Source organism: Tenacibaculum aiptasiae (assembly GCF_965221665.1).
GTDB lineage: Bacteria > Bacteroidota > Bacteroidia > Flavobacteriales > Flavobacteriaceae > Polaribacter > Polaribacter aiptasiae.
The window spans coordinates 198,718-219,013 of sequence record NZ_CBDCSN010000003.1; the positions used below are offsets into that span (position 1 = coordinate 198,718).

At 29.1% G+C, this 20,296-nt stretch carries 21 protein-coding genes; 8 read left to right on the top strand and 13 right to left on the bottom strand.

From position 1 onward, the window contains the following. Position 1 precedes the first annotated feature (1 nt). From hisH to hisIE, 4 genes are read left to right on the top strand one after another with little or no spacing between them, the layout of a single operon-like run. Positions 2-583: an imidazole glycerol phosphate synthase subunit HisH gene (gene hisH, locus ACOQN8_RS12610; RefSeq protein ID WP_420552953.1), complete on the top strand. Its 582-nt coding sequence runs from the start codon at positions 2-4 to the stop codon at positions 581-583. A gap of 10 nt (positions 584-593) precedes the next feature. Continuing rightward, positions 594-1,307: a 1-(5-phosphoribosyl)-5-[(5-phosphoribosylamino)methylideneamino]imidazole-4-carboxamide isomerase gene (hisA, locus tag ACOQN8_RS12615; RefSeq protein WP_420552954.1), complete on the top strand. Its 714-nt coding sequence runs from the start codon at positions 594-596 to the stop codon at positions 1,305-1,307. After that, positions 1,301-2,053, top strand: a complete 753-nt coding sequence (gene hisF, locus ACOQN8_RS12620; protein ID WP_420552955.1) for an imidazole glycerol phosphate synthase subunit HisF — start codon at positions 1,301-1,303, stop codon at positions 2,051-2,053. Before hisA ends, hisF begins: the two co-directional genes overlap by 7 nt. Next, the gene (hisIE, locus tag ACOQN8_RS12625) at positions 2,050-2,637 is read left to right on the top strand and encodes a bifunctional phosphoribosyl-AMP cyclohydrolase/phosphoribosyl-ATP diphosphatase HisIE (protein ID WP_420552956.1); all 588 of its coding nucleotides are present in this window, start codon (positions 2,050-2,052) and stop codon (positions 2,635-2,637) included. The genes hisF and hisIE overlap by 4 nt, the downstream gene beginning before the upstream one ends. A 37-nt stretch (positions 2,638-2,674) precedes the next feature. On the opposite strand, the gene ACOQN8_RS12630 is transcribed toward hisIE, so the two are convergent. Then, on the bottom strand, positions 2,675-3,076 hold the full coding sequence (locus ACOQN8_RS12630) for a hypothetical protein (RefSeq protein ID WP_150899172.1): 402 nt from the start codon (positions 3,074-3,076) through the stop codon (positions 2,675-2,677). 125 nt (positions 3,077-3,201) lie between these two features. Here ACOQN8_RS12630 and ACOQN8_RS12635 point away from each other — a divergent pair, with 125 nt between their 5' ends. Further along, positions 3,202-4,353 (top strand): class I SAM-dependent methyltransferase, encoded by a 1,152-nt coding sequence (locus tag ACOQN8_RS12635; protein ID WP_150899171.1) that lies wholly within the window; start codon positions 3,202-3,204, stop codon positions 4,351-4,353. A gap of 68 nt (positions 4,354-4,421) precedes the next feature. On the opposite strand, the gene ACOQN8_RS12640 is transcribed toward ACOQN8_RS12635, so the two are convergent. Beyond that, positions 4,422-5,930, bottom strand: coding sequence for a hypothetical protein (locus tag ACOQN8_RS12640; RefSeq protein ID WP_420552957.1), 1,509 nt, complete (start codon positions 5,928-5,930; stop codon positions 4,422-4,424). A 149-nt stretch (positions 5,931-6,079) separates the two neighbouring features. Here ACOQN8_RS12640 and yiaA point away from each other — a divergent pair, with 149 nt between their 5' ends. Beyond that, complete coding sequence (yiaA, locus tag ACOQN8_RS12645) at positions 6,080-6,568, top strand: inner membrane protein YiaA (RefSeq protein WP_420552958.1); 489 nt, start codon at positions 6,080-6,082, stop codon at positions 6,566-6,568. A 141-nt stretch (positions 6,569-6,709) separates the two neighbouring features. Then, positions 6,710-7,633 (top strand): EamA family transporter, encoded by a 924-nt coding sequence (locus tag ACOQN8_RS12650; RefSeq protein WP_420552959.1) that lies wholly within the window; start codon positions 6,710-6,712, stop codon positions 7,631-7,633. Here ACOQN8_RS12650 and ACOQN8_RS12655 read toward each other — a convergent pair. The 10 genes from ACOQN8_RS12655 to ACOQN8_RS12700 all read right to left on the bottom strand — a co-directional run bounded on the left by ACOQN8_RS12655 (position 7,608) and on the right by ACOQN8_RS12700 (position 16,981). Further along, complete coding sequence (locus ACOQN8_RS12655) at positions 7,608-8,426, bottom strand: DUF1853 family protein (protein WP_420552960.1); 819 nt, start codon at positions 8,424-8,426, stop codon at positions 7,608-7,610. The genes ACOQN8_RS12650 and ACOQN8_RS12655 overlap by 26 nt on opposite strands. A gap of 9 nt (positions 8,427-8,435) precedes the next feature. Continuing rightward, positions 8,436-8,939 carry an OmpH/Skp family outer membrane protein gene (locus tag ACOQN8_RS12660; protein WP_272148687.1) on the bottom strand — a complete coding sequence of 168 codons (504 nt, stop codon included), beginning with the start codon at positions 8,937-8,939 and terminating at the stop codon, positions 8,436-8,438. A 62-nt stretch (positions 8,940-9,001) separates the two neighbouring features. Beyond that, a complete protein-coding gene (gene miaA, locus ACOQN8_RS12665) occupies positions 9,002-9,904 on the bottom strand; it encodes a tRNA (adenosine(37)-N6)-dimethylallyltransferase MiaA (RefSeq protein ID WP_420552961.1) in 903 nt (300 codons plus the stop codon). After that, on the bottom strand, positions 9,905-10,723 hold the full coding sequence (locus ACOQN8_RS12670) for an ion transporter (RefSeq protein WP_272148689.1): 819 nt from the start codon (positions 10,721-10,723) through the stop codon (positions 9,905-9,907). Between the two features lie 26 nt (positions 10,724-10,749). Then, complete coding sequence (locus ACOQN8_RS12675; RefSeq protein ID WP_272148690.1) at positions 10,750-11,847, bottom strand: exonuclease domain-containing protein; 1,098 nt, start codon at positions 11,845-11,847, stop codon at positions 10,750-10,752. A gap of 32 nt (positions 11,848-11,879) precedes the next feature. Continuing rightward, complete coding sequence (locus ACOQN8_RS12680) at positions 11,880-12,560, bottom strand: YggS family pyridoxal phosphate-dependent enzyme (RefSeq protein ID WP_420552962.1); 681 nt, start codon at positions 12,558-12,560, stop codon at positions 11,880-11,882. Then, positions 12,550-13,788, bottom strand: coding sequence for a DUF1015 domain-containing protein (locus tag ACOQN8_RS12685; RefSeq protein ID WP_420552963.1), 1,239 nt, complete (start codon positions 13,786-13,788; stop codon positions 12,550-12,552). The genes ACOQN8_RS12680 and ACOQN8_RS12685 overlap by 11 nt, the downstream gene beginning before the upstream one ends. A 3-nt stretch (positions 13,789-13,791) precedes the next feature. Beyond that, positions 13,792-14,745 (bottom strand): NAD(P)-dependent oxidoreductase, encoded by a 954-nt coding sequence (locus tag ACOQN8_RS12690; protein ID WP_420552964.1) that lies wholly within the window; start codon positions 14,743-14,745, stop codon positions 13,792-13,794. Between the two features lie 57 nt (positions 14,746-14,802). Further along, entirely contained in the window at positions 14,803-15,867 is a 1,065-nt protein-coding gene (gene serC / locus ACOQN8_RS12695) for a 3-phosphoserine/phosphohydroxythreonine transaminase (RefSeq protein WP_420552965.1), read from the bottom strand. A gap of 52 nt (positions 15,868-15,919) precedes the next feature. Then, positions 15,920-16,981 carry an acyl-CoA reductase gene (locus ACOQN8_RS12700; RefSeq protein WP_420552966.1) on the bottom strand — a complete coding sequence of 354 codons (1,062 nt, stop codon included), beginning with the start codon at positions 16,979-16,981 and terminating at the stop codon, positions 15,920-15,922. 72 nt (positions 16,982-17,053) lie between these two features. On the opposite strand from ACOQN8_RS12700, the gene ACOQN8_RS12705 reads away from it, so the two are divergent. Then, positions 17,054-17,404 (top strand): 4Fe-4S dicluster domain-containing protein, encoded by a 351-nt coding sequence (locus ACOQN8_RS12705; protein ID WP_150899158.1) that lies wholly within the window; start codon positions 17,054-17,056, stop codon positions 17,402-17,404. Between the two features lie 98 nt (positions 17,405-17,502). On the opposite strand, the gene ACOQN8_RS12710 is transcribed toward ACOQN8_RS12705, so the two are convergent. Further along, the gene (locus ACOQN8_RS12710) at positions 17,503-20,226 is read right to left on the bottom strand and encodes a TonB-dependent receptor (RefSeq protein ID WP_420552967.1); all 2,724 of its coding nucleotides are present in this window, start codon (positions 20,224-20,226) and stop codon (positions 17,503-17,505) included. Positions 20,227-20,296: the final 70 nt, after the last annotated feature.

Genomic DNA, 20,296 nt, shown 5'->3' on the forward strand with positions numbered 1-20,296 from the left:
AATGATAGCAATTATAAAATACAATGCAGGAAATATAAGGTCTGTGCAAAATGCAATTAGTCGTTTGGGATACGAGAGTATTATAACCGATGATTTAGAAGAAATACAACAAGCAGATAAAGTAATATTTCCAGGAGTAGGTGAGGCTAGTTCAGCAATGAAGTATCTTAAAGATAAAGGGCTAGATAGAATATTGATATCATTGAAACAACCAGTATTAGGAATTTGCTTAGGACTTCAACTAATGTGTAAATCATCAGAAGAAGGAAATACAAAATGTTTAGGGATTTTTGATGCTGAAACAAAAAAGTTTCCTCCGTTGAAAAAGGTACCACATATGGGATGGAATAATTTTTCAACAATAAAAGAATCAAAAATAACAGAAAGTATAAATGTTAATGATGATGTATACTATGTTCATGGTTATTATGCAGAGCTCTCAGAAGATACAGTTGCTACATGCAATTATATAGAGTTGTTTAGTACTGTGATGCAAAGAGATAATTTTTATGCAATGCAATTTCACCCAGAGAAATCGGCAAGTATAGGTGAGAAGTTACTAGAGAATTTTTTAGAATTATAAAACAGATATAATGAGAATTATACCAGCGATAGATATTATAGAAGGAAAGTGTGTTCGGCTTACAAAAGGTGATTATTCAACTAAAAAAATATATAATGAAAATCCATTAGAAGTAGCTAAGGAGTTTGAAGATAATGGAATAAAATATTTACACTTAGTAGATTTAGATGGAGCGAAATCAAAGCATATTGTAAACTATAAGGTATTAGAAGAAATAGCAACAAAGACTAATTTGAAGATAGATTTTGGAGGAGGTTTAAAGTCTAATGATGATTTACGTATTGCTTTTGAAAGTGGAGCAAATCAAATAACAGGAGGAAGTATAGCAATTAAAAATCCAGATGTTTTTATTGGATGGTTAACTAAGTATGGAAGCGAAAAAATTATTCTGGGAGCAGATTGTAAAAATAGAAAAATAGCAACACAGGGTTGGTTAGAAACCTCGGAGGTAGATGTGATAGATTTTATAAAAGAGTATGAAGAAATTGGAGTGCAAAGTACTATTTGTACAGATGTAGCTAAAGATGGTATGCTTCAAGGAGCCTCGGTAGATTTATATTTAGAAATTTTGAGCAAAAGTGCAGTGAATTTAATAGCAAGTGGAGGAGTTGCTAATATAGAAGATTTAGTAAGACTAAAAGAGATAGGTTGTGAAGGAGCTATTTTAGGAAAGGCTATTTATGAAGGAAAAATAAGTTTAAAAGAATTACAAGAGTTATGTTGAAAAAAAGAATAATTCCTTGCTTGGATATCAAAAATGGAAGAACAGTTAAAGGAGTTAATTTTATAGATATTAGAGACGCAGGAGATCCAATAGAACTTGCAAAAAAATATGTAGAAGAAGGAGCGGATGAATTGGTCTTTTTAGATATTACTGCAACTCTAGAGAATAGAAAAACTTTGGTGGAATTGGTAGAGAGAATAGCCAAAGAAATAAATATACCATTTACCGTAGGAGGAGGAATAAGTACAGTAGATGATGCATTAGCTTTGATTAAAGCAGGAGCAGATAAAGTGAGTGTTAATTCATCAGTAGTGAAAAATCCTCAGTTAATAACTGATTTAAAGAATCGTTTTGGAAGTCAGTTTGTAGTAGTAGCTATAGATACTAAAAATGTAAATGATGAGTGGAAGGTATTTACCAAAGGAGGAACTTATGAAACAAGTTTAGAAACAGTTAGTTGGGCAAAGGAAGTGGAGCGTTTAGGTGCTGGAGAAATCTTATTAACTTCTATGAATAGTGATGGTACTAAAGAAGGGTTTTCAATAGAAATTACAAACTTAGTAAGTAAAAAAGTTAACATACCAGTAATAGCCTCGGGAGGAGCAGGGATAGAAGAGCATTTTAAAGAAGTTTTTACAAAAACAGAAGCAAGTGCAGGGTTAGCAGCTAGTATTTTTCACTTTTCAGAAATACCAGTACCAAAACTTAAACAATATTTAAAAGAACAAAACATAGCAATACGATGAATATAGATTTTGCAAAGGGAAATGGATTGGTTCCAGTAATTATTCAAAATAACTTTACCTTACAGGTTTTGATGCTGGGATATATGAATGAAGCAGCTTTTTTAAAAACACAAAAAGAAAAAAGAGTTACATTTTATAGTAGAAGTAAGAATAGATTGTGGACAAAAGGAGAAGAATCAGGTAACTTTTTAGAAGTAAAAAGTATTCAACTTGATTGTGATAAAGATACTTTATTGATAAAAGCGATTCCTCAAGGTCCTACCTGTCATAAAGGAACAACATCGTGTTTTTCAGAAGAAACATCAAAAGGGTTTTTGTATAAACTAGAAGAGACCATAAATAATAGAATAGATGATAATGTTGAAACATCCTATACTAATAAATTATATAAAAGAGGCATTAATAAAGTAGCACAAAAAGTAGGAGAAGAAGCTGTAGAATTAGTAATTGAAGCAAAAGACAATAATGAAGAATTGTTTAAAAATGAAGCAGCAGATTTATTATATCACTTTTTAATTTTATTGAAAACTAAGAATTTAAGTTTGTTAGATATAGAAGAAACATTAAGTTCTAGGAATTCATAAATAAAAAGGTGAATATTTCTAATATTCACCTTTTTATTTAATATTCTACGGAAAGAGAAGTGTCGTAGTATTTCTTTTTTCCTTTATAATACCCATAGTTAAAGACTAGAATTTTTTTATATTTTCCTTTGAAAACTTTTCTGTAATAAGATAACTCTTGAATGTTTTTGGCATTGAAAAGAATTTGTTCTTTGTTATTGTTTACTTTACCGTAGATAGAAATTTGATACTTATTTTTTGATTCTGATTCTTTAAAGCTTGTAGAATAGATAATTTTTGAAACCATAAAAGGTTGTTCTTTATTATCGTATTTATTTGGTGACTTAAAGAAAATATTGGCGTACTTACTTTTAATATTCTTTAGTTTTAAATTCTCTTTTTGAGAAAAAGAAGAAATACTAAACCCTAAGAAAATGATAATTAACAATAAATTTTTCATAATTCTATGATTTAAATGTTATTAAATTTAGTTAAAATATTTTAAATGAGTGTTTTATGTGTTTTTGTTTGTTCAAACTTTAATACAATTTATACTTAACTAAGTTAATTGACTATTTTTGCAAAATGAATGAATTTCAACAGTTAAGAGATACACTAAATCAAAGTGTTTTAGAATCTAATTTTGTAAAGCTTACCTTAAGTAAGCCTATTAGAAAAAGTGATGGATTGCCAAATGTATATGTTAGATTGATAAAAATAAAAGGAACAGAAATGTTTCAATTTACTTATCATTATACAACTAATGATAAAGTAAAAAACTATACATTAAAAGAAGCAATATCAGAATTAGAAATCTTATTAATGGATAATTTTAGAGCAGCAACGCTTTTTACATTGTCTAATGATTTGTTGGTGTTTATATCAAAAAAGAAAAAGGTATCTTATAAATTAAATGCCCCAAGTTTTAAAAATAAGTTACCTGAAACACACGATAAACCAAAAGAACGATTAGCTGAAGCTGGAAGTTATTTGCAGTATTTAGGTATTACAGATAAGTCAGGTAAGGTTATTCATAAAATGGCAGATAAATACCGACAAATAAATAAGTATCTAGAAATTATAGAAGGATTGCTAAAATCAACAAAACTCCCAAAGAAAATCAATATTGTTGATATGGGATCTGGAAAAGGATATTTGACTTTTGCTTTGTATGATTATTTAGTAAATCAAAAAAAGTATAACGCTACAGTAACTGGTATTGAGTTAAGAAAGGAATTAGTTACCTATTGTAATGATGTTGCTAAGAAGTCTGAATTTAAAAACTTATCGTTTGTAGCACAGCCAATTCAAGAATACGATAATAATAAGATAGATATTTTGATAGCATTACATGCATGTGATACTGCAACTGACGATGCTATTTATAAAGGATTATCTTCTAAAGCAGAATTAATTATATGCGCTCCATGTTGTCATAAACAAATCCGTCAGCAAGTAAAAGGAAAAGAGCAAGAAAGTCCATTATTAAAGTATGGTATTTTTAAAGAACGTCAGTTTGAAATGGTAACAGATACTATAAGAGCACTTATTTTAGAAAAGAATAATTACAATACTAAAGTATTTGAATTTATAAGCAATGAGCATACTCGTAAGAATGTAATGCTAGTTGGTACTAAATCTTCTAAAAAGAATGATGTTTCAAAAATTGAAGACAAAATCTCAAGTTTAAAAAATGCTTATTCAATAGAGAATCATTATTTAGAAACACTTATGTAAATGTGTATATAAAAAACCCAAAAATCACCTTTTAAAGGTGATTTTTGGGTTTTACAAGAATATTATATCTAAGCTTTAACCTGATCAATTAATTCTAAAGTAACATCAAATACACTTTTTTTATACATTTTACTTTTCAGCCAAGCATAAAAACTCATTACAAAAAGATCTTCATGTTTAGCGCCTATGAAGTCAAAAGAGTTTTCAACTTTGTTAAAGAAATCAGTAGAAGTGGCTGACTCTGGATTTTTATAAATCTTTTCAACCAAACCTAGGTAATTAATAACACGAAGTTGTCCAATATCTTTTAAATAGTCGTAGTATTTTCTTTTAAAACTTAATAACCTAGATTCAAATAAGTCAATATTATTTAATTCTAAATGAAGTAAAATTTCAATAAGATTTTTTTTAATTGTCCATTCCATACTATTTTTCTCAATATACCAATTGTCGGAATGATAAAATTTAGAAAATAATTGTAGCGCTTTTTGTAGTTGATTATTTTGAAAGTAAAACATAATTAGACTTAAGCGGATATCTAACATAGTTTTTATATCAGTATTTTTTTTGTCAATTAGGTTTTCTAAAATATGTATAGCTTCTGCTTGTTTGTTGGTATAGTTTTTATTTAAGGCAAATAATAGTGAATAATTGTACTTAAAATAGTTGTAGTACTTTCTTTTACCTTGAAGCATATACTCATGCATTATATTGAGATAATACATAGATTTGTCAAAGTTTTTATTCCTAAATAAGGTATTAGAAATTAAATATAGTACTCTAATATGATAGTAGAGTTGTTTTTCATTTTCCTTTTTCTTTTTAAGAGTTTCGTAAGTATCAATAAGAAAAGCTTCAACAGTGATAAAATCTTTACTTACAAAAGCTGAAATACTCGCAATGGTTATTAACTGATACAAAGATTTAAAAGACATACTATTGTTGATGCTAATATTATGTTCTTTGAAAATAGAATTGGTAATTTCTTGGAAACTTAAATGACTACCACCTTCGTAGTTCATTGTTTTTAGAGTTTGTCTAATTTTAGCGTATACAATGTTGAGCTCTTCTTCAAGAAAATGATTCTTTTGGTTTTCTTTAAAGTCACTTACAATAGCATCTATGTTAGTATTAGGAATTGTATATGCATATTGAATTTTAGTATGATATATTTCGCTAAGTATTGTAAAGAGTTGATATTCTTTAGCAATATTTTCAGCTTTATCTAAAATTTTATAAGCCGTTTTATAGTTTTTGTTTATTAGAAAGTCTCTAGCAGCAAGAATGTATTTTACAATTTGAATATCAATAGAGTTTTCGCCTTGTAATTTATTATTGGCTATAAAATCAATTAGAGAGTCTATTAAACGTTGTTTTAGAGTATAATAAGCATCTCTTTTTTGACTTTTATATAAGTCATTACAAATAATAGAAATCGATGTTTTTCCCTTTGTTATAAGTTTAAATAGTTGAATGTTTTTTGCATCTTTTCGTTTATTCTTTTTCTCTAAGTAAAGTATAAACTTATGTTGCTCATCGGAAGATAAGGTAGAAATTATAGACTTTAAATCTATCATTATATCGTTGGTTATTTGTTTTTAAAACATAGTAAATATTGTTTATTTTTAGTTTTTTAGTTAAATTATATCGTTTGTTTTTTTAATATTTTGTTTTTAAAAAAAATAATAGTCATTGCATTTTTGTCCTGTAATTAAAAATGAAAATTATGAATAACCAAATAGAAACTTTTGAACATACTAAAGAGGTTAAAAAGAAAAAGAATAAAACAGTTAAAGTTTTTGATCAAAAACCAACATCGGCATTTGTGGGAGCTTCATGGGGAGTATTAATAATAGGGATTTCAGCATATTGTATTGGACTATGGAACGCGGAGATGGAGTTGAATGAGAAAGGCTATTATTTTACAGTATTGCTTTTTGCGCTATTCTCAGTTATCTCTATACAGAAAACAATTAGAGATAAATTAGAGGGAATACAAGTAACAGAGATTTATTACGGAATGAGTTGGTTTACCACTATAACATCTATTGTTCTGTTAGTAGTTGGACTTTGGAATGCAGATTTATTATTGAGTGAAAAAGGATTTTATGGTATGTCTTTTACATTAAGTCTTTTTGCTGCCATATCTGTACAAAAAAATACAAGGGATATTGCTTATATAAAGGAAAATGAAAGTGAAGAAAGGAATCATTAATTAAGAAAACTCGTATGTATAGTAATATGCATGCGAGTTTAATGTTTATTGTAGTTTATAGTTAATAGAGAAAATGAAATTCCTTTTGTTTGAATAAATTGAAAGTATAGTTGTACTTTTATCTCTAGAAGGCAAGCAAATATGAAAACATCAAAACTATTAATAATTGGAGCGTTTTTTTCTATCTATATTATATGGGGATCTACCTATTTATTTAATAAAATAGCAGTAACAGAAATTCCACCTTTATTTTTAGCAACCATACGTTTTTTAATGGCTGGTTTATTAATTATTTTGATAGCTAAATTGATGAAGATATCTACAAAATTATCAAAAAATCAGTTTGTTAATTCGGTAATAGCGGCGTTCTTGTTCTTGGTATATGGTAATGGTGTTTTTGTATGGGCGTTGAAATATGTAGATAGCGGCTTTGCAGCATTATTGGCTTCAACTCAGCCTTTATTTGTATTGTTCTTATTGCGTTTGATTGATGGGAAAAGAATGCAAAGAAAATCAATGATAGGCGTTTTGTTAGGGATGATAGGGATGTACTTATTGGTAAGTCAGGAAGAGATTTCAACCTCAGAAGGAAGTGTTTTAGGAATTTTTATGATGTTAACTTGTGTGTTAAGTTGGAGTTATGGCAGTGTTTTTGTAGCTAAGGCCGATTTGCCTAAAAACTATTTAGTAAGTACAGGATATCAAATGTTATTTGCTGCTATAATGTTAGGAACAGCAAGTTTAATTTTTAAAGAAACATGGATCTCTCCATTTGAATGGTCATATAAAACTCAAATGTCAATGGTATTCTTAATTATTTTTGGAGGGATAGTTGCTTTTACTGCATTTAATTATTTACTAAAAATGGTATCTCCAGAAAAAGTAGCAACATCCGCTTATGTAAATCCAGTAATAGCTTTGGTTTTAGGTTGGAGTTTGTTAGATGAAGAATTAACACGTCAATCAATAATAGCTTCTATAGTATTGTTAACCGGAGTGTATTTTATAACCTCAAGGAAAAGAATAACTAAAAATAAAGTTACCACCAAACCACAAAAAATTTAAAAAGTTCACCATTAGGTTTTTTTAGCCAGCATAACGGAGCGTTTTCTTCGTCTAAATAGATTTGAAGTTTAGAAGTAAAATCATCAAAATTTAGCCAGTTAATGTTAGTATGAGGTACTACTAACCAATTATGTTTGTTTGGAATATAAAACTTTGAGTCTTTAAATTGCTCTAATTCATTAGTATGAATGTAAAATCCAGCAATACATTCATTGTTTATAATTGGAAACTCATCTTTATTATAATTTTTTAAATGAGTGAACAATTGAGCTTTGAAATATACTTGTTGTTCAATTTCATGAGCAGATAAATTTAAATCTTGTAAATAAGTAGCACACTCTTTAGAATAGAGTAGGGGTAATTGTTTTTCTTTTAATTTAGTTAATTTTTGATACAAACTATCTCTTCTATTGGGACCTATCCAATGCTCAATTTCAGTACTTCCTACTTTAGAATCATATAAATAGAACTTATAAATAATTTCTAAATGAATTGGATTGTCTTCTTTTAATAATATACAATCTAATTCTCCTACTGTTCTTTTTCCTTCTTGAATTTGTAAATTTTCTGTAAGTATTTTTATAGTAGGGTTTTGTTGTAAGTGAAAAGAAACAAAACGTTCTACAAGTTTACCTAAGCGAAGTTTTTGAATAATTATAGCATCAAAAGAAGTAGTTCGGGTGTTTAGAATTTCAAACTGTATGAAATCAAAAACACCTTTTCCATACCATAGAAAAGGTGTTTCTAAAAATCCTTTGTATTGTAATAATAAGTCTTTTGATTTTTTATCCATTAAAAGAATTTATTCTTTAATACCTAGTTTTTCTAATACTAGTTTTGTAATGTCAAAGCGCTCATCAACATAACCAAATTGATTTCCATTAGTGGTTAAAATTTGAGTATAACCATTAGCTTTTGCTACTTCAGCTATAACTTCACTTAATTTTTTATATAAAGGACGCATGTTTTCATCTCGCTGAAGTTGTAATAATTTAGCTCCATTTTGTCTAAAGTTCCCAATTTCTTGTTCTAAAGCTGCAATTTCATCAACTTTACTTTTCTTTTCTTCTTCTGATAATGTTTTTTGAGCAGCTTTAAAAGCTTCTACTTTTGCTTTGAAGTCTTTTGCTTTTATTTGGAAAGAAGAATCTAACCTTTTGTTATAATTTTCCACTCTACGAATAACATTTTTCATTTGTGGCATTTTACCAATAATGTAGTCACTATTAACAGTACCAACTTTAGTCTGAGCATATGATAAGGTTGTAAATAATGTTATTGCAAAAAGTATAAATTTAAATTTCATTGTTTTCTTAATTAATTTTCACAAATATATAAAAGAGAATAAATTGAAAAACTTAAAAGTAGTTAAATTTTATTTTCTATTTCTTGGATAATATGCTGTGTGTCATCTTGAAAATCGAACCAAATAATACTTTTGTCTTTTCTAAACCAAGTACCTTGTCTTTTAGCAAAACGACGTGTGTTTTTCTTAATTTCTTCTATGGCAAATTCTTTAGAGAAATTTTCATCAAAATATTCGAAAAGCTCTCGATATCCAACGGTTTGTAACGCGTTTAGTTTTTTATGAGGATATAGTTTTTTAGCCTCTTCCAGTAAACCATTGTTCATCATAATATCAACTCGTTGGTTAATACGATTATACATAATTTCTCTATCAGCGGTTAATCCTATTTTGATTGATTGAAAATTACGTGGTGCTTTAGGTTTATTTTTAAAAGATGAATATGTTTTATTTGTGCCAATACAAATTTCTAAAGCTCTAATAAGTCTATGAGGATTGTCTATGGCAATAGAATTATATGTTTCTAAATCTAAGTTTTTTAATTGATTTTGTAAAAATTCAATTCCTTTTTCTTCTAACTCTTTAGTAAGATTAATTCTAATAGCAGGATCTACATCAGGAAAATAATCTAAACCTTTTAAAGCAGCATCAACATATAAGCCACTTCCACCTACCATAATTTGAATAGGATTTTTAAGAAACAATTCATCTAATTTAGTTAAAGCATCTTTTTCAAATTGCCCAACAGAATAATCTTCAAAAATACTTCTATTTTGAATAAAATGATGTGTTGCAGAAGCCAGTTCCTCAGCGTCAGGAACTGCAGTTCCAATACTCATTTCTTTATAAAATTGACGAGAATCACATGAAATGATATCACAACCAAAATGTTGCGCTAGTTTTATACTCAGTGCAGTTTTTCCAATAGCCGTTGCACCAACAATGGTAATTAAAGTGTTTTTCATTTAGTCGTGTAATTTACTTCCACAATGATTACAGTAAGAGGCATCATCGTCATGTCCTTCATAAGAGCAACTAGGACAAGATTGTGTATTTAAGTTTATATCGTTCACTTTAACCATTTCAGAACTAACTATACCCGTAGGAACAGCAATAATACCATAACCAAGAATCATAATAATACTAGCTATAAATTGCCCAAAAGGTGTATGAGGAGCAATATCTCCATAACCAACAGTTGTAAGTGTTACAATGGCCCAATATACACTTCTAGGAATACTTGTAAAACCATTATCTCCACCTTCAATCAAATACATTACAGTACCTAAAATGACGCATAAAATTAATACGAAAAATAAGAATACAGCTATTTTAGCTCTACTTGCTTTAAGTGCTTTCATAAAGTTATTAGATTCTCCTATGAAACGAGCAAGTTTTAAGATTCTAAAAACACGTAGTAATCGTAATGCTCTTAAAGCAACTAAACTATGCGTGCCAGTAAAGAAAATAGCTAAGTATTTGGGTAATGTTGAAAGTAAATCAATAACACCATAAAAACTAAAAATATACTTTTGAGGTCTATTTATAGAAACGATACGAACAATATATTCAACAGAAAAAAGAATCGTAATAAACCATTCAGAAATGTTTAAAATTTCGCCATACTTCGCATTGATGCTATTAACGCTTTCTAACATAACTAACACAATACTAGCTATAATTGCAATTAATAATACAATGTCGAATAATTTACCCGCAGGAGTATCCGCTTCATAAATTATTTCATGAAGTTTTTCTTTCCAATTTTTTGATTCGGTTTTCAAATGAAAAAAGTTGATTTAAGACAATATTACAAATTATTTTCTACTTGTAGTCTTACTATTTTAGGTACTTTGTTTTTAAGTAAGTAGTTTTTAATTATGGTTTTAGCCAACTGTTTGTCTTCAATTGGAGTAACCATAGATTTTAAAATAGCTAGTTGATTTTCTTGAAAAGCCAAATTGGTAAAAGTATATCCAACTACTTGATTGTTTTCTACTAAAATAACACCATGTTCTTCAGGTATTCTCCCTTTATCTACAATTAAAAAGTTATCGTGATTGAAGTTTCTATCATTAACTTTTCTTCTACGAATAATATTAAATTTAGGTTTTAATTTAAGAAGTTCTGTATGGTATTTTAAACGTGTAAGAAGAATGTTTCCAGTTTCTTCATAACTTATTTCTACAACTCTCTTTTGTACTTTTTGAGCCTTAGGCGTTTCTTTTAAAAAGAGTTTATTTACTTCCTGTTTTATATTTTTTCCTCGACCAATGTATATGATTTTACCTTCTTCATTGTGAGCATAAAATACACCTTGCCTTTCTGGAAGTTTGTCTAATATTTTTAAGAAGCGTTGCTTTTCGTGTCGGTTATCAGTATATTTTATGGATTGCTGAATAATTTCTTTATCAATATCTTTTTCTAGTAATAACTTGAAAAGTTGCACAGTAGCTAAAGCATCACCATTAGCTCTATGTCTGTCAGACATTGGTATACCAACAAACCTACATAGTTTACCTAAACTATGCGATGGAGCTTCTGGAATTAATTTTTTGCTTAGTGAAACAGTGCATAGGGTATTACGTTGGTAATTAAACCCCAAACGATCAAATTCTGTACGTAATATTCGGTAATCAAAACTAGCATTATGAGCAATGATAATACAGTTTTCAGTTATTTCAATAATTCGTTTTGCTACTTCATAAAACTTAGGTGCATTACGAAGCATTTTATTGTTAATACCTGTTAGTTTAACAACAAACTCTTGAATTTCTCTTTCAGGATTTACTAAACTTATAAATTGATCTACTATTTGATGTCCATCAAATTTGTGAATAGCAATTTCAGTAATGCCTTCTTCGTTAAATTTACCTCCTGTCGTTTCAATGTCTAAAATTGCGTACAATTCTTTTTCTCTTTTAGCTGATTAATGTAAATTTAAACAATATAATTTCTAACTCCAAAAATAGAACTACCAATTCTAACCATATTGCTTCCGTTTTCTATAGCTAATTGATAGTCACCACTCATTCCCATTGAAAGTGTGTTTAGGTTAGAGTATTTTTCCTGATTTTTCTTGAAGAAATTAGCTAATGACGAAAATTCTTCTTGAAGTTGTATTTGATCATTAGTAAATGTAGCCATTCCCATTAAACCAACAATATTTATATGTTCTAGTTCAGATAATTCTTCTGAAGATAATATTTCTTCAATATCAGAAAATAATAATCCAAATTTAGTATCTTCTTTAGCTATACGAGCTTGTAAAAGACAATTGATAACTCTATCGTGTTTTTTAGCTTGTTTATTAATTTCTTTCAAGGTTTTAAAACTATCTACACCATGAATTAAATCAACAAAATGAGCCATGTACTTAACCTTGTTTCGTTGTAAATGACCTATCATGTGCCACTTAATATCTTTAGGTAAGTTATCGTACTTATTAACCATTTCTTGTATTTTGTTTTCACCAAATACACGTTGGCCAGCCTCATAAGCTTCTTGAATGTCAGCTATAGGCTTGGTTTTAGAAACAGCAACTAAGGTTACATTTTCTGGTATACTATTTTTTATTTTTTGAAGATTTTCTTTAATTCCAGTAATCATATTAGAATTCATAAATAGTTAAGGCACTTCTTAATTTTGGTTCAATGTAGGTAGTTTTTGGAGGCATTAATTTTCCTGAATCTACAATACTTTTTAATTCTTCAATAGTGGTTGGTAACATTCCAAAAGAAATTTTAAAATCGCCACTATCAACTTTTGTTTTTAATTCTAAACTGTCTGATTTATCTTGTGAATAGATAATTTTTGATGCATTTCTAATATCATTAATACCTAAAATTGGTTTTAGAACTGTTGTATAAAGAATTTGTGCATCTAGTCGACTTAAAGAATCGGTAAATTCATAAGCAGATTTTCTAAGGTACAGTGCATAAAACTCTCCATTTAAATACATACTAAAGTGATGTTTCTCTTTAGGTCTGTACAATTCTTGACCTCTATTTTCAATTCTGAAAAAAGTATCTAATTCAATTAAAAATTCATCAGGAGTTAAACCATTTAAGTCTTTTATAAAACGATTAAACTCATAAATACTTAATTGGCTTTCTGGTAATAAGTAACTCATGAATGAGTTGTATTTTTCTTTACCGGTATGATTTGGATTGTCTTTGGCTAAATTTTTAGCAAGTAAACAAGAAGAAGTAGATCTATGGTGCCCATCTGCTATATATAAAGTATCGACATTATCAAATGCTTTTGTGATTTGCTCAATATCATTTTTATCATTTACAACCCATAATAAATGATGATCCTTGTCGGTAGTAGAAAATTCATATTCAGCTCTTTCAGCCTGATATTTTTTGATGATAGATTCAATAACATCATTATCAGGGTAGGTAAGGAGTACAGGTTCTGAGTTGAATCCTGTATTCTTTAAATAGTTTTCAAAAAGTAATTCTCGTTCTCTAAGAGTTCCTTCGTGTTTTTTTATAACATCATTATGATAATCTTCAACAGAGGTTGCAGCTATAATTCCACAAAAAGAATTTGTTGGAGTTGTTTTTTGATAGATATAAAAAGCAGGTGCTTCGTCTTGAGTGAAAATTTTATCTTCTTTAAATTCTAAATAACGATTGTGTACCAATTTAAAGCGTTGTTCTCCACTAATATCTTCTTTATGATATTTATATCCAGGATTAATTACATGTAGAAAAGAATAAGGGTTAAACACTAATTTAGCTTTTAACATCTCTGAAGTATAAATTTCATATGATTTAGATGAAACCATAGCTACTTTATCACGAGTAGCTCTTACTGCTTTAAAAGGTTTTACAATTGCCATAAATTATTCAGAAAGTAATTTAATAATTTGGTTTGCTAATTCAACTCCTGTTCTTTCTTCAACTTCTACAGTTAAAGAACCTATATGAGGAGTTAATGAAATATCAGGATTCATTAATAATTGAATTGCAGGAGTTGGTTCGTTATCAAATACATCTAAACCTGCATATTTTACTTTACCACTTTCAATAGCGTTTACTAAAGCAACTTCATTAATAAGATTTCCTTGTGAAGTATTAATAATTCCTACACCATCTTTCATATTGTTAAACTGAGTTTCTTCAAGAATATAATCTTCTTGGTTAGAAAGATGTAAGGTGATAAAGTCGGCATCTTTGATAACTTCATCAAAAGAAGTAGTTTCTATTTCAATATTTGCCGATTGTCCATTGAAAAAAGGAATGTTAATTGTAGCTCTTTCTACATTTGAATCTGTTGCTATTACGTTCATACCAACTCCCAAAGCTATTTTAGCTACGGCTTGTCCAATGCTATCGAAACCAATAATACCAATTGTTTTACCTCTTAACTCAGTACCTTTTGCATACTGTTTTTTTAAGGTGTTAAAACGAGAATCACCTTCTAAAGGCATATCTCTATTTGATTGGTGTAAAAAACGAGTAATACCGAAAAGATGTGCAAACACTAACTCTCCAATTGCGTTTGAAATTGCAGAGGGAGTGTTTATTACATAAACACCATTATCTACCGCATAATCAGCATCAATATTATCCATAGTGATACCAGCACAACCAATTAATTTAATACTTGGGCATGCTTCAATTAATTCTTGACGAACTTGTGTGTTATTCTTAACAATAATAGCATCAATATTATTGTCGTTTATATAGTTTTCTAACTGATTTTGAGCAACCTTTGCGCTGATTACTTCAAATCCTTTACTTTCTAAAATTTCTATTCCGCTTTTAGAAATTCCGTCATTTGCTAATATCTTCATCTTAAATCTATATTGTTATTACGAGAAATAGTTTAACCTAATTTTTCCAATAACTTTTTATGCTGTTCTTTCTAGTTCTTGCATTACATCTACCAAAGCTTGCACACTATATAAGGGTAATGCATTGTACATGCTTGCTCTATATCCACCAACACTTCTATGACCATTTAAACCATTTATATTAGCTTCATGCCACATAGTATTGAACTTTTCTGTTAATTTTTCATCAGCTAGAGTAAAAGTAGCATTCATATGACTTCTGTCTTCTTTTGCTACATTACCATTAAATAAAGGATTGCGATCAATCTCATTATATAAAAGTGCTGATTTTTGCTGATTTACTTTTTCAATAAATTCTATTCCTCCTAAATCTTTTAACCACTCTAATGTTAGCATAGAAGTATAAACTGCAAATACAGGTGGTGTATTAAACATACTTTCTTTATCAATAAATACTTGGTAGTTTAACATTGAAGGAATAATTCTTTCTACTTTCCCTAATATATCTTCTTTTACAACAACTAATGTAGTACCCGCTGGGCCCATATTTTTTTGTGCTCCTGCATAGATTAAATCAAATTTTGAAAAATCTAATTGACGTGAAAAAATATCTGAACTCATATCACAAACTAAAGGCACATTAGTTTTAGGAAAAGTTTTCATTTGCGTTCCGTAAATAGTATTGTTACTAGTACAGTGAAAATAATCTACATCGGTAGGAATTGTATAATTTTTAGGAATATAATTAAAGTTTTCATCCTTTGAAGAGGCTACTTCAACTAGTTCTCCAAATAACTTTGCTTCTTTAATTGCTTTAGAACTCCAAGTTCCTGTATTTAAATAGGCAGCTTTTTTATTTAGTAAATTATAAGCTGTCATTAAAAACTGATTACTGGCACCTCCTTGTAAGAATAAAGCTTTGTATCCTTTATTTTCAAGGCCTAATAATTCTAAAACTAAACTTCTTGCATTTTCAATAACATCAACAAAAGGTTTACTTCTATGCGATATTTCAATTAATGATAAATTATCGTTATTAAAATTTATAACCGCTTCAGAAGCTTTTTTTAAAACTTCTTCTGGTAAAATACATGGTCCTGCGCTAAAGTTATGCTTTTTCATTTTGTAGTTGTGTTTGTTAATAGCAAAGGTGCAAATTTATAGAGTTTAATCTTTAAATTTTTGCTAAAAATTCAAGAGTATTTATACCATCTGCATAATCCCATAATTGAGGGTGTTGTGTTTGGCCAAATGCAATTTCATTATCAATAAAATTGTTAGCAACTACACATTGAATCTGATCTTTATCTTCCCAAAGTTTGATTTTTAAATCATCAGCATTTTCATAATATTCATAAAAAACTGAAGCAATAGGAGAGGCATAGCTTTGATCTTCTTTAATCATAAGAAACCCATTTTCTAAAATATCAAATTCACTCATTAAATATACCGCTTTGTTATAATCGTAGTTATTAGCATATTTAACATTGTTAATGATTTCATGTTTATTGTACATTCCTTTGAAAAATGAATCGAAATCATAGTTTTTAGGAACAAATAATTTAGAAACAGAACGACACCCTAATCCAAAATAACGGAAAACATCCTCACTTAATTTTTCAAAATCTTCCTTAGTTTCATTTCCTGTTAAAATAGCAACTGAGTTTCTGTTTTTTCTGATAATACTAGGTTTGTCTTTAAAATAGTATTCAAAATAACGAGCAGTATTGTTGCTTCCTGTTGCTATTACAGCATCAAAATCAGTTAATTTTTGTTCAGTAAAAGTAATTTTACCTTTAAACTCAGGTTCAACAAATTCTAAATATTTAGCTAAAAAAGGTAATAAGTGCTTATCGTTAGAAGACTGTTTTACTAAAACAGAATGTCCAGCTATTAAAACAGATAAGAAGTCATGAAATCCAACTAAAGGAATATTCCCAGCCATAATAATAGCAACTTGTTTAGTTTCATTATGACCTAACTTTTCATTAGAAATCCATTTTTGTATAGAAGTTTCAGTTAATGCTTTAGACCAATTTTCGGTAGCGAATAATAAATGATCTTTAGTAAACCAAGTATTATTTTCTCCAGCAATTTTTAATTGATGTTTAAAACCATCAAAAAAAATGTCGTTAAATTTAACTGTATCTTTTTGTGCTACATTCTTTTGAGTGAATTGACCTAAAAATTCTCCTAATTTTACAAAAGCAGCGATTCTATTTTGGATTGTATCCATTTATTTTGTTTCTAAATTAATTTGGAACTATTTTTGCGCTTGCAAAGTTACAAAAACTGAAACAGATTAATTATGGCAATTATAATAACTGATGAATGCATAAATTGTGGTGCATGTGAACCAGAATGTCCAAATACAGCTATCTACGAAGGAGCTGAAGATTGGAAGTATGCAGACGGTACTGATTTGGAAGGAGATATAGTGTTACCTAATGGTAAAAATGCTAATGCAGATGAAGAACAAGAACCTATATCTGATGAAATTTATTATATCGTAGCTGATAAGTGTACAGAATGTAAAGGATTTCATGAAGAACCTCAGTGTGCTGCAGTTTGTCCTGTAGATTGTTGTGTTCCTGATGATGATAATGTAGAAACTGAAGAAGAATTATTAGCAAAACAAAGTTTCATGCATAATGAATAATTCATTGCTTGTTCAGTAAATATATACAAAACACCCAAACTAACTAGTTTGGGTGTTTTTCATTACATAAAATAACTCAAGTAAATGAAAAGTGGGGATTATAATTTAAAACCTAATCTCGCAAAGAAGTAAGCTCCATCAGAGCCCATTTGAACAGAGTCTGCCAAACCTCCTTGGTCAGTCCATCCATCAAATTGTGGAGTAGGATATACATTGAAAATATTATTACCTCCAATGGTAAATTTTAACTTATCTGTAAAAGCGTAACTAAAACTTAAATCGGTTGTAATAGCTGATTCATAAGTATCTACTGAACCTTTTGCAGGATCTAATAAAGCAGCAACGTCTGCTTGTGATTTTGGGGGAGTATCTACCCATTGGAAATCATATAATTGTACTTCACTAAATTTTGTAAAAGTTAAATTAGTATCGAATTTTTTATAGGAGTATCCTAAGTTTAAATTAAATTTATGATCAGGTGCTGAAGCTCTTAAATAAGCTTGAGAGAAAGGACTAAAGAACGTTAGTTCAGCTTCTTCAGCGCTTAACCCTAAGGTTGTTTGTAAAGTTGTAGGAGTATTTATGCTTTTGATTTTTGTATCGTTGAAGTTTCCTACTAAACCAATATTAATTTTATGATCATTAAAACTCTTTTTATAGTTTAATACAATATCTAAACCTTGTGTTTTTGTATCTACACCATTTGCAAAGAATTGAGCAGCATCAACTCCTAAGTTCAAACTTGAAGCATCAAAATTATCAGTTAAAATAATTCTATCGTCTACAGTAATAGAATAAGCATCAATAGTAGCAGTAAATCCACCAATTTTATATGTGAAACCTAAACTTGTATTAAAAGCTTTTTCTTCTTTTAATTGTTGAATACCAAAAGCTCTTGTAACAGTACTATTATTAGCAGACAATAAAGATGGTAAAGATTGTCCATTAACAATATTTGTAAACTTTAAGTTGTAATATAATTGAGCTAATGAAGGTGCTCTAAATCCTGATGAAATAGATCCTCTGAAAGTTAAGTTTTTACTAGCTTTAAATCTAGAAGCTAGTTTAAAATTGAAAGTACTTCCAAAGTCACTATAATCTTCATATCTAAGAGCAGCTCCTACTAAAAACTTTTCTGAAAAATTAAATTCTGAGTCGAAGTACATACCTACATTACTTCTAGACCTGTCAATTTCATTATCTGGACTATATCCAGGGAATCCTTGAGAACCTCCAGGTAAATCGTTTCCATTACTATCGGTAGCTACGGTTTGAGTAGCAGGATTTGTGATTAAAACACCGTTGTTGTCATAAAGTCCGTAAGAAGCCTCTTCACCTGAAAATATAATAAAGTTTTCAGTTCTATATTCGATACCAAAAGCTAAATTGATACCACTTAAAGTATTTTCTAAGTATTTAGTAAAATTAATACCTGTGGTATTTTGTGATAAACTATGACCTCCGGCATCAAAATCTGTAGGAGAAGCATCTTTTAAAGAAGCATTATTTGAATCTTTTATAAAGTAATGGAATTTATTTTCTCCATAAGTATTATTAAAATCTACTTCCCATCCATTGTTCAATTTGTGTTTAATACCCGCAGAAATAGAAATATCTGTAATATTAGAGGTAATTCTAGGAGTAAATCCATTTGGATATAAACTAGGAACAGATCTATTATCTCCATCAGCAAAACTACTTCTAGAAAAAGCATAAGCATCAGTATCTCTAAAGTTTCTACCTCCAAAAGCATAAACTTCTGTGTTGTCGTTAATAGGTAAACTAGAATTTACCATGAAGTTAAAACCATCAATAGCTGCGCTACCATATCCTTTTCTCCATGAAAACCCTGGTCTTAAGGTTCTATCTTTCGATAACAATTCAGTAGTGAAATTAACAAAACCACCTCTGTCATTTAATTTAGCTCCATAGTTTAAGTCAAATTTAAAGGTACCTCCATCAAAACTTTTATCTTTTCCATCTAATCTGTTTTTACCATTTACATTGTATAAAGTTTCTCCTGTTGCAGCTTCCCAACCACTACCAACGTTTGTACTGTATACTCCATATCCGAAACTTCCAGTTACTCCGTCTGTGTTATCCTTTAAAACAATATTGATAACCCCAGCAATAGCATCTGAACCATATTGAGCAGAAGCACCGTCACGTAATACTTCAATTCGTTTTATTGCAGCCGCAGGAATAGCATTTAAATCTGTTCCAGAATTTCCACGTCCTCTTGTACCGAAAATATTTACTAATGATGATTGATGACGTCTTTTTCCGTTAATAAGAACCAATGTTTGATCAGGGCCTAAACCACGTAATGATGCTGGAACTATATGGTCAGCTCCATCTGAACCAGATTGCTTAGTAGCATTAAATGAAGGAGCAGCGAATTGTAAAATGTCATTTACTTCAACCTTACCATTTTTAGTCGCTAGATCTTGTACATCAATAATATCTACAGGTACAGGAGTATCAACAGCAGTTCTTTTAGCATTTCTTGAACCTACTATGATTACTTCATCTAATTGTAATCCTTCATTTAAAGTAATATTAAAACTAGTTTTTCCATTTACAGGGACTTCTTTGGTTTCAAAACCAGAAAAACTAATAATTAATATTGCTCCATCTTTAACTGTTAAATTAAAATTCCCATCTAAATCTGAGCTAGTTCCATTAGAAGTTCCTTTTTCTAAAATGTTTGCTCCAGGCAATGGATTGTTATTAGTATCTTTTATTGACCCAGTTATTTTTGTTTGAGCCCAAGTAACACTAGTAAATAGTATAGTGAAAATTAGTAATGTAATTTTTTTCATGAATATATGATTGATTAATAGAAAAAACGTTAGTTGTTTAAGAAGTTTGTTCTTAATTGAGTTGTACGTT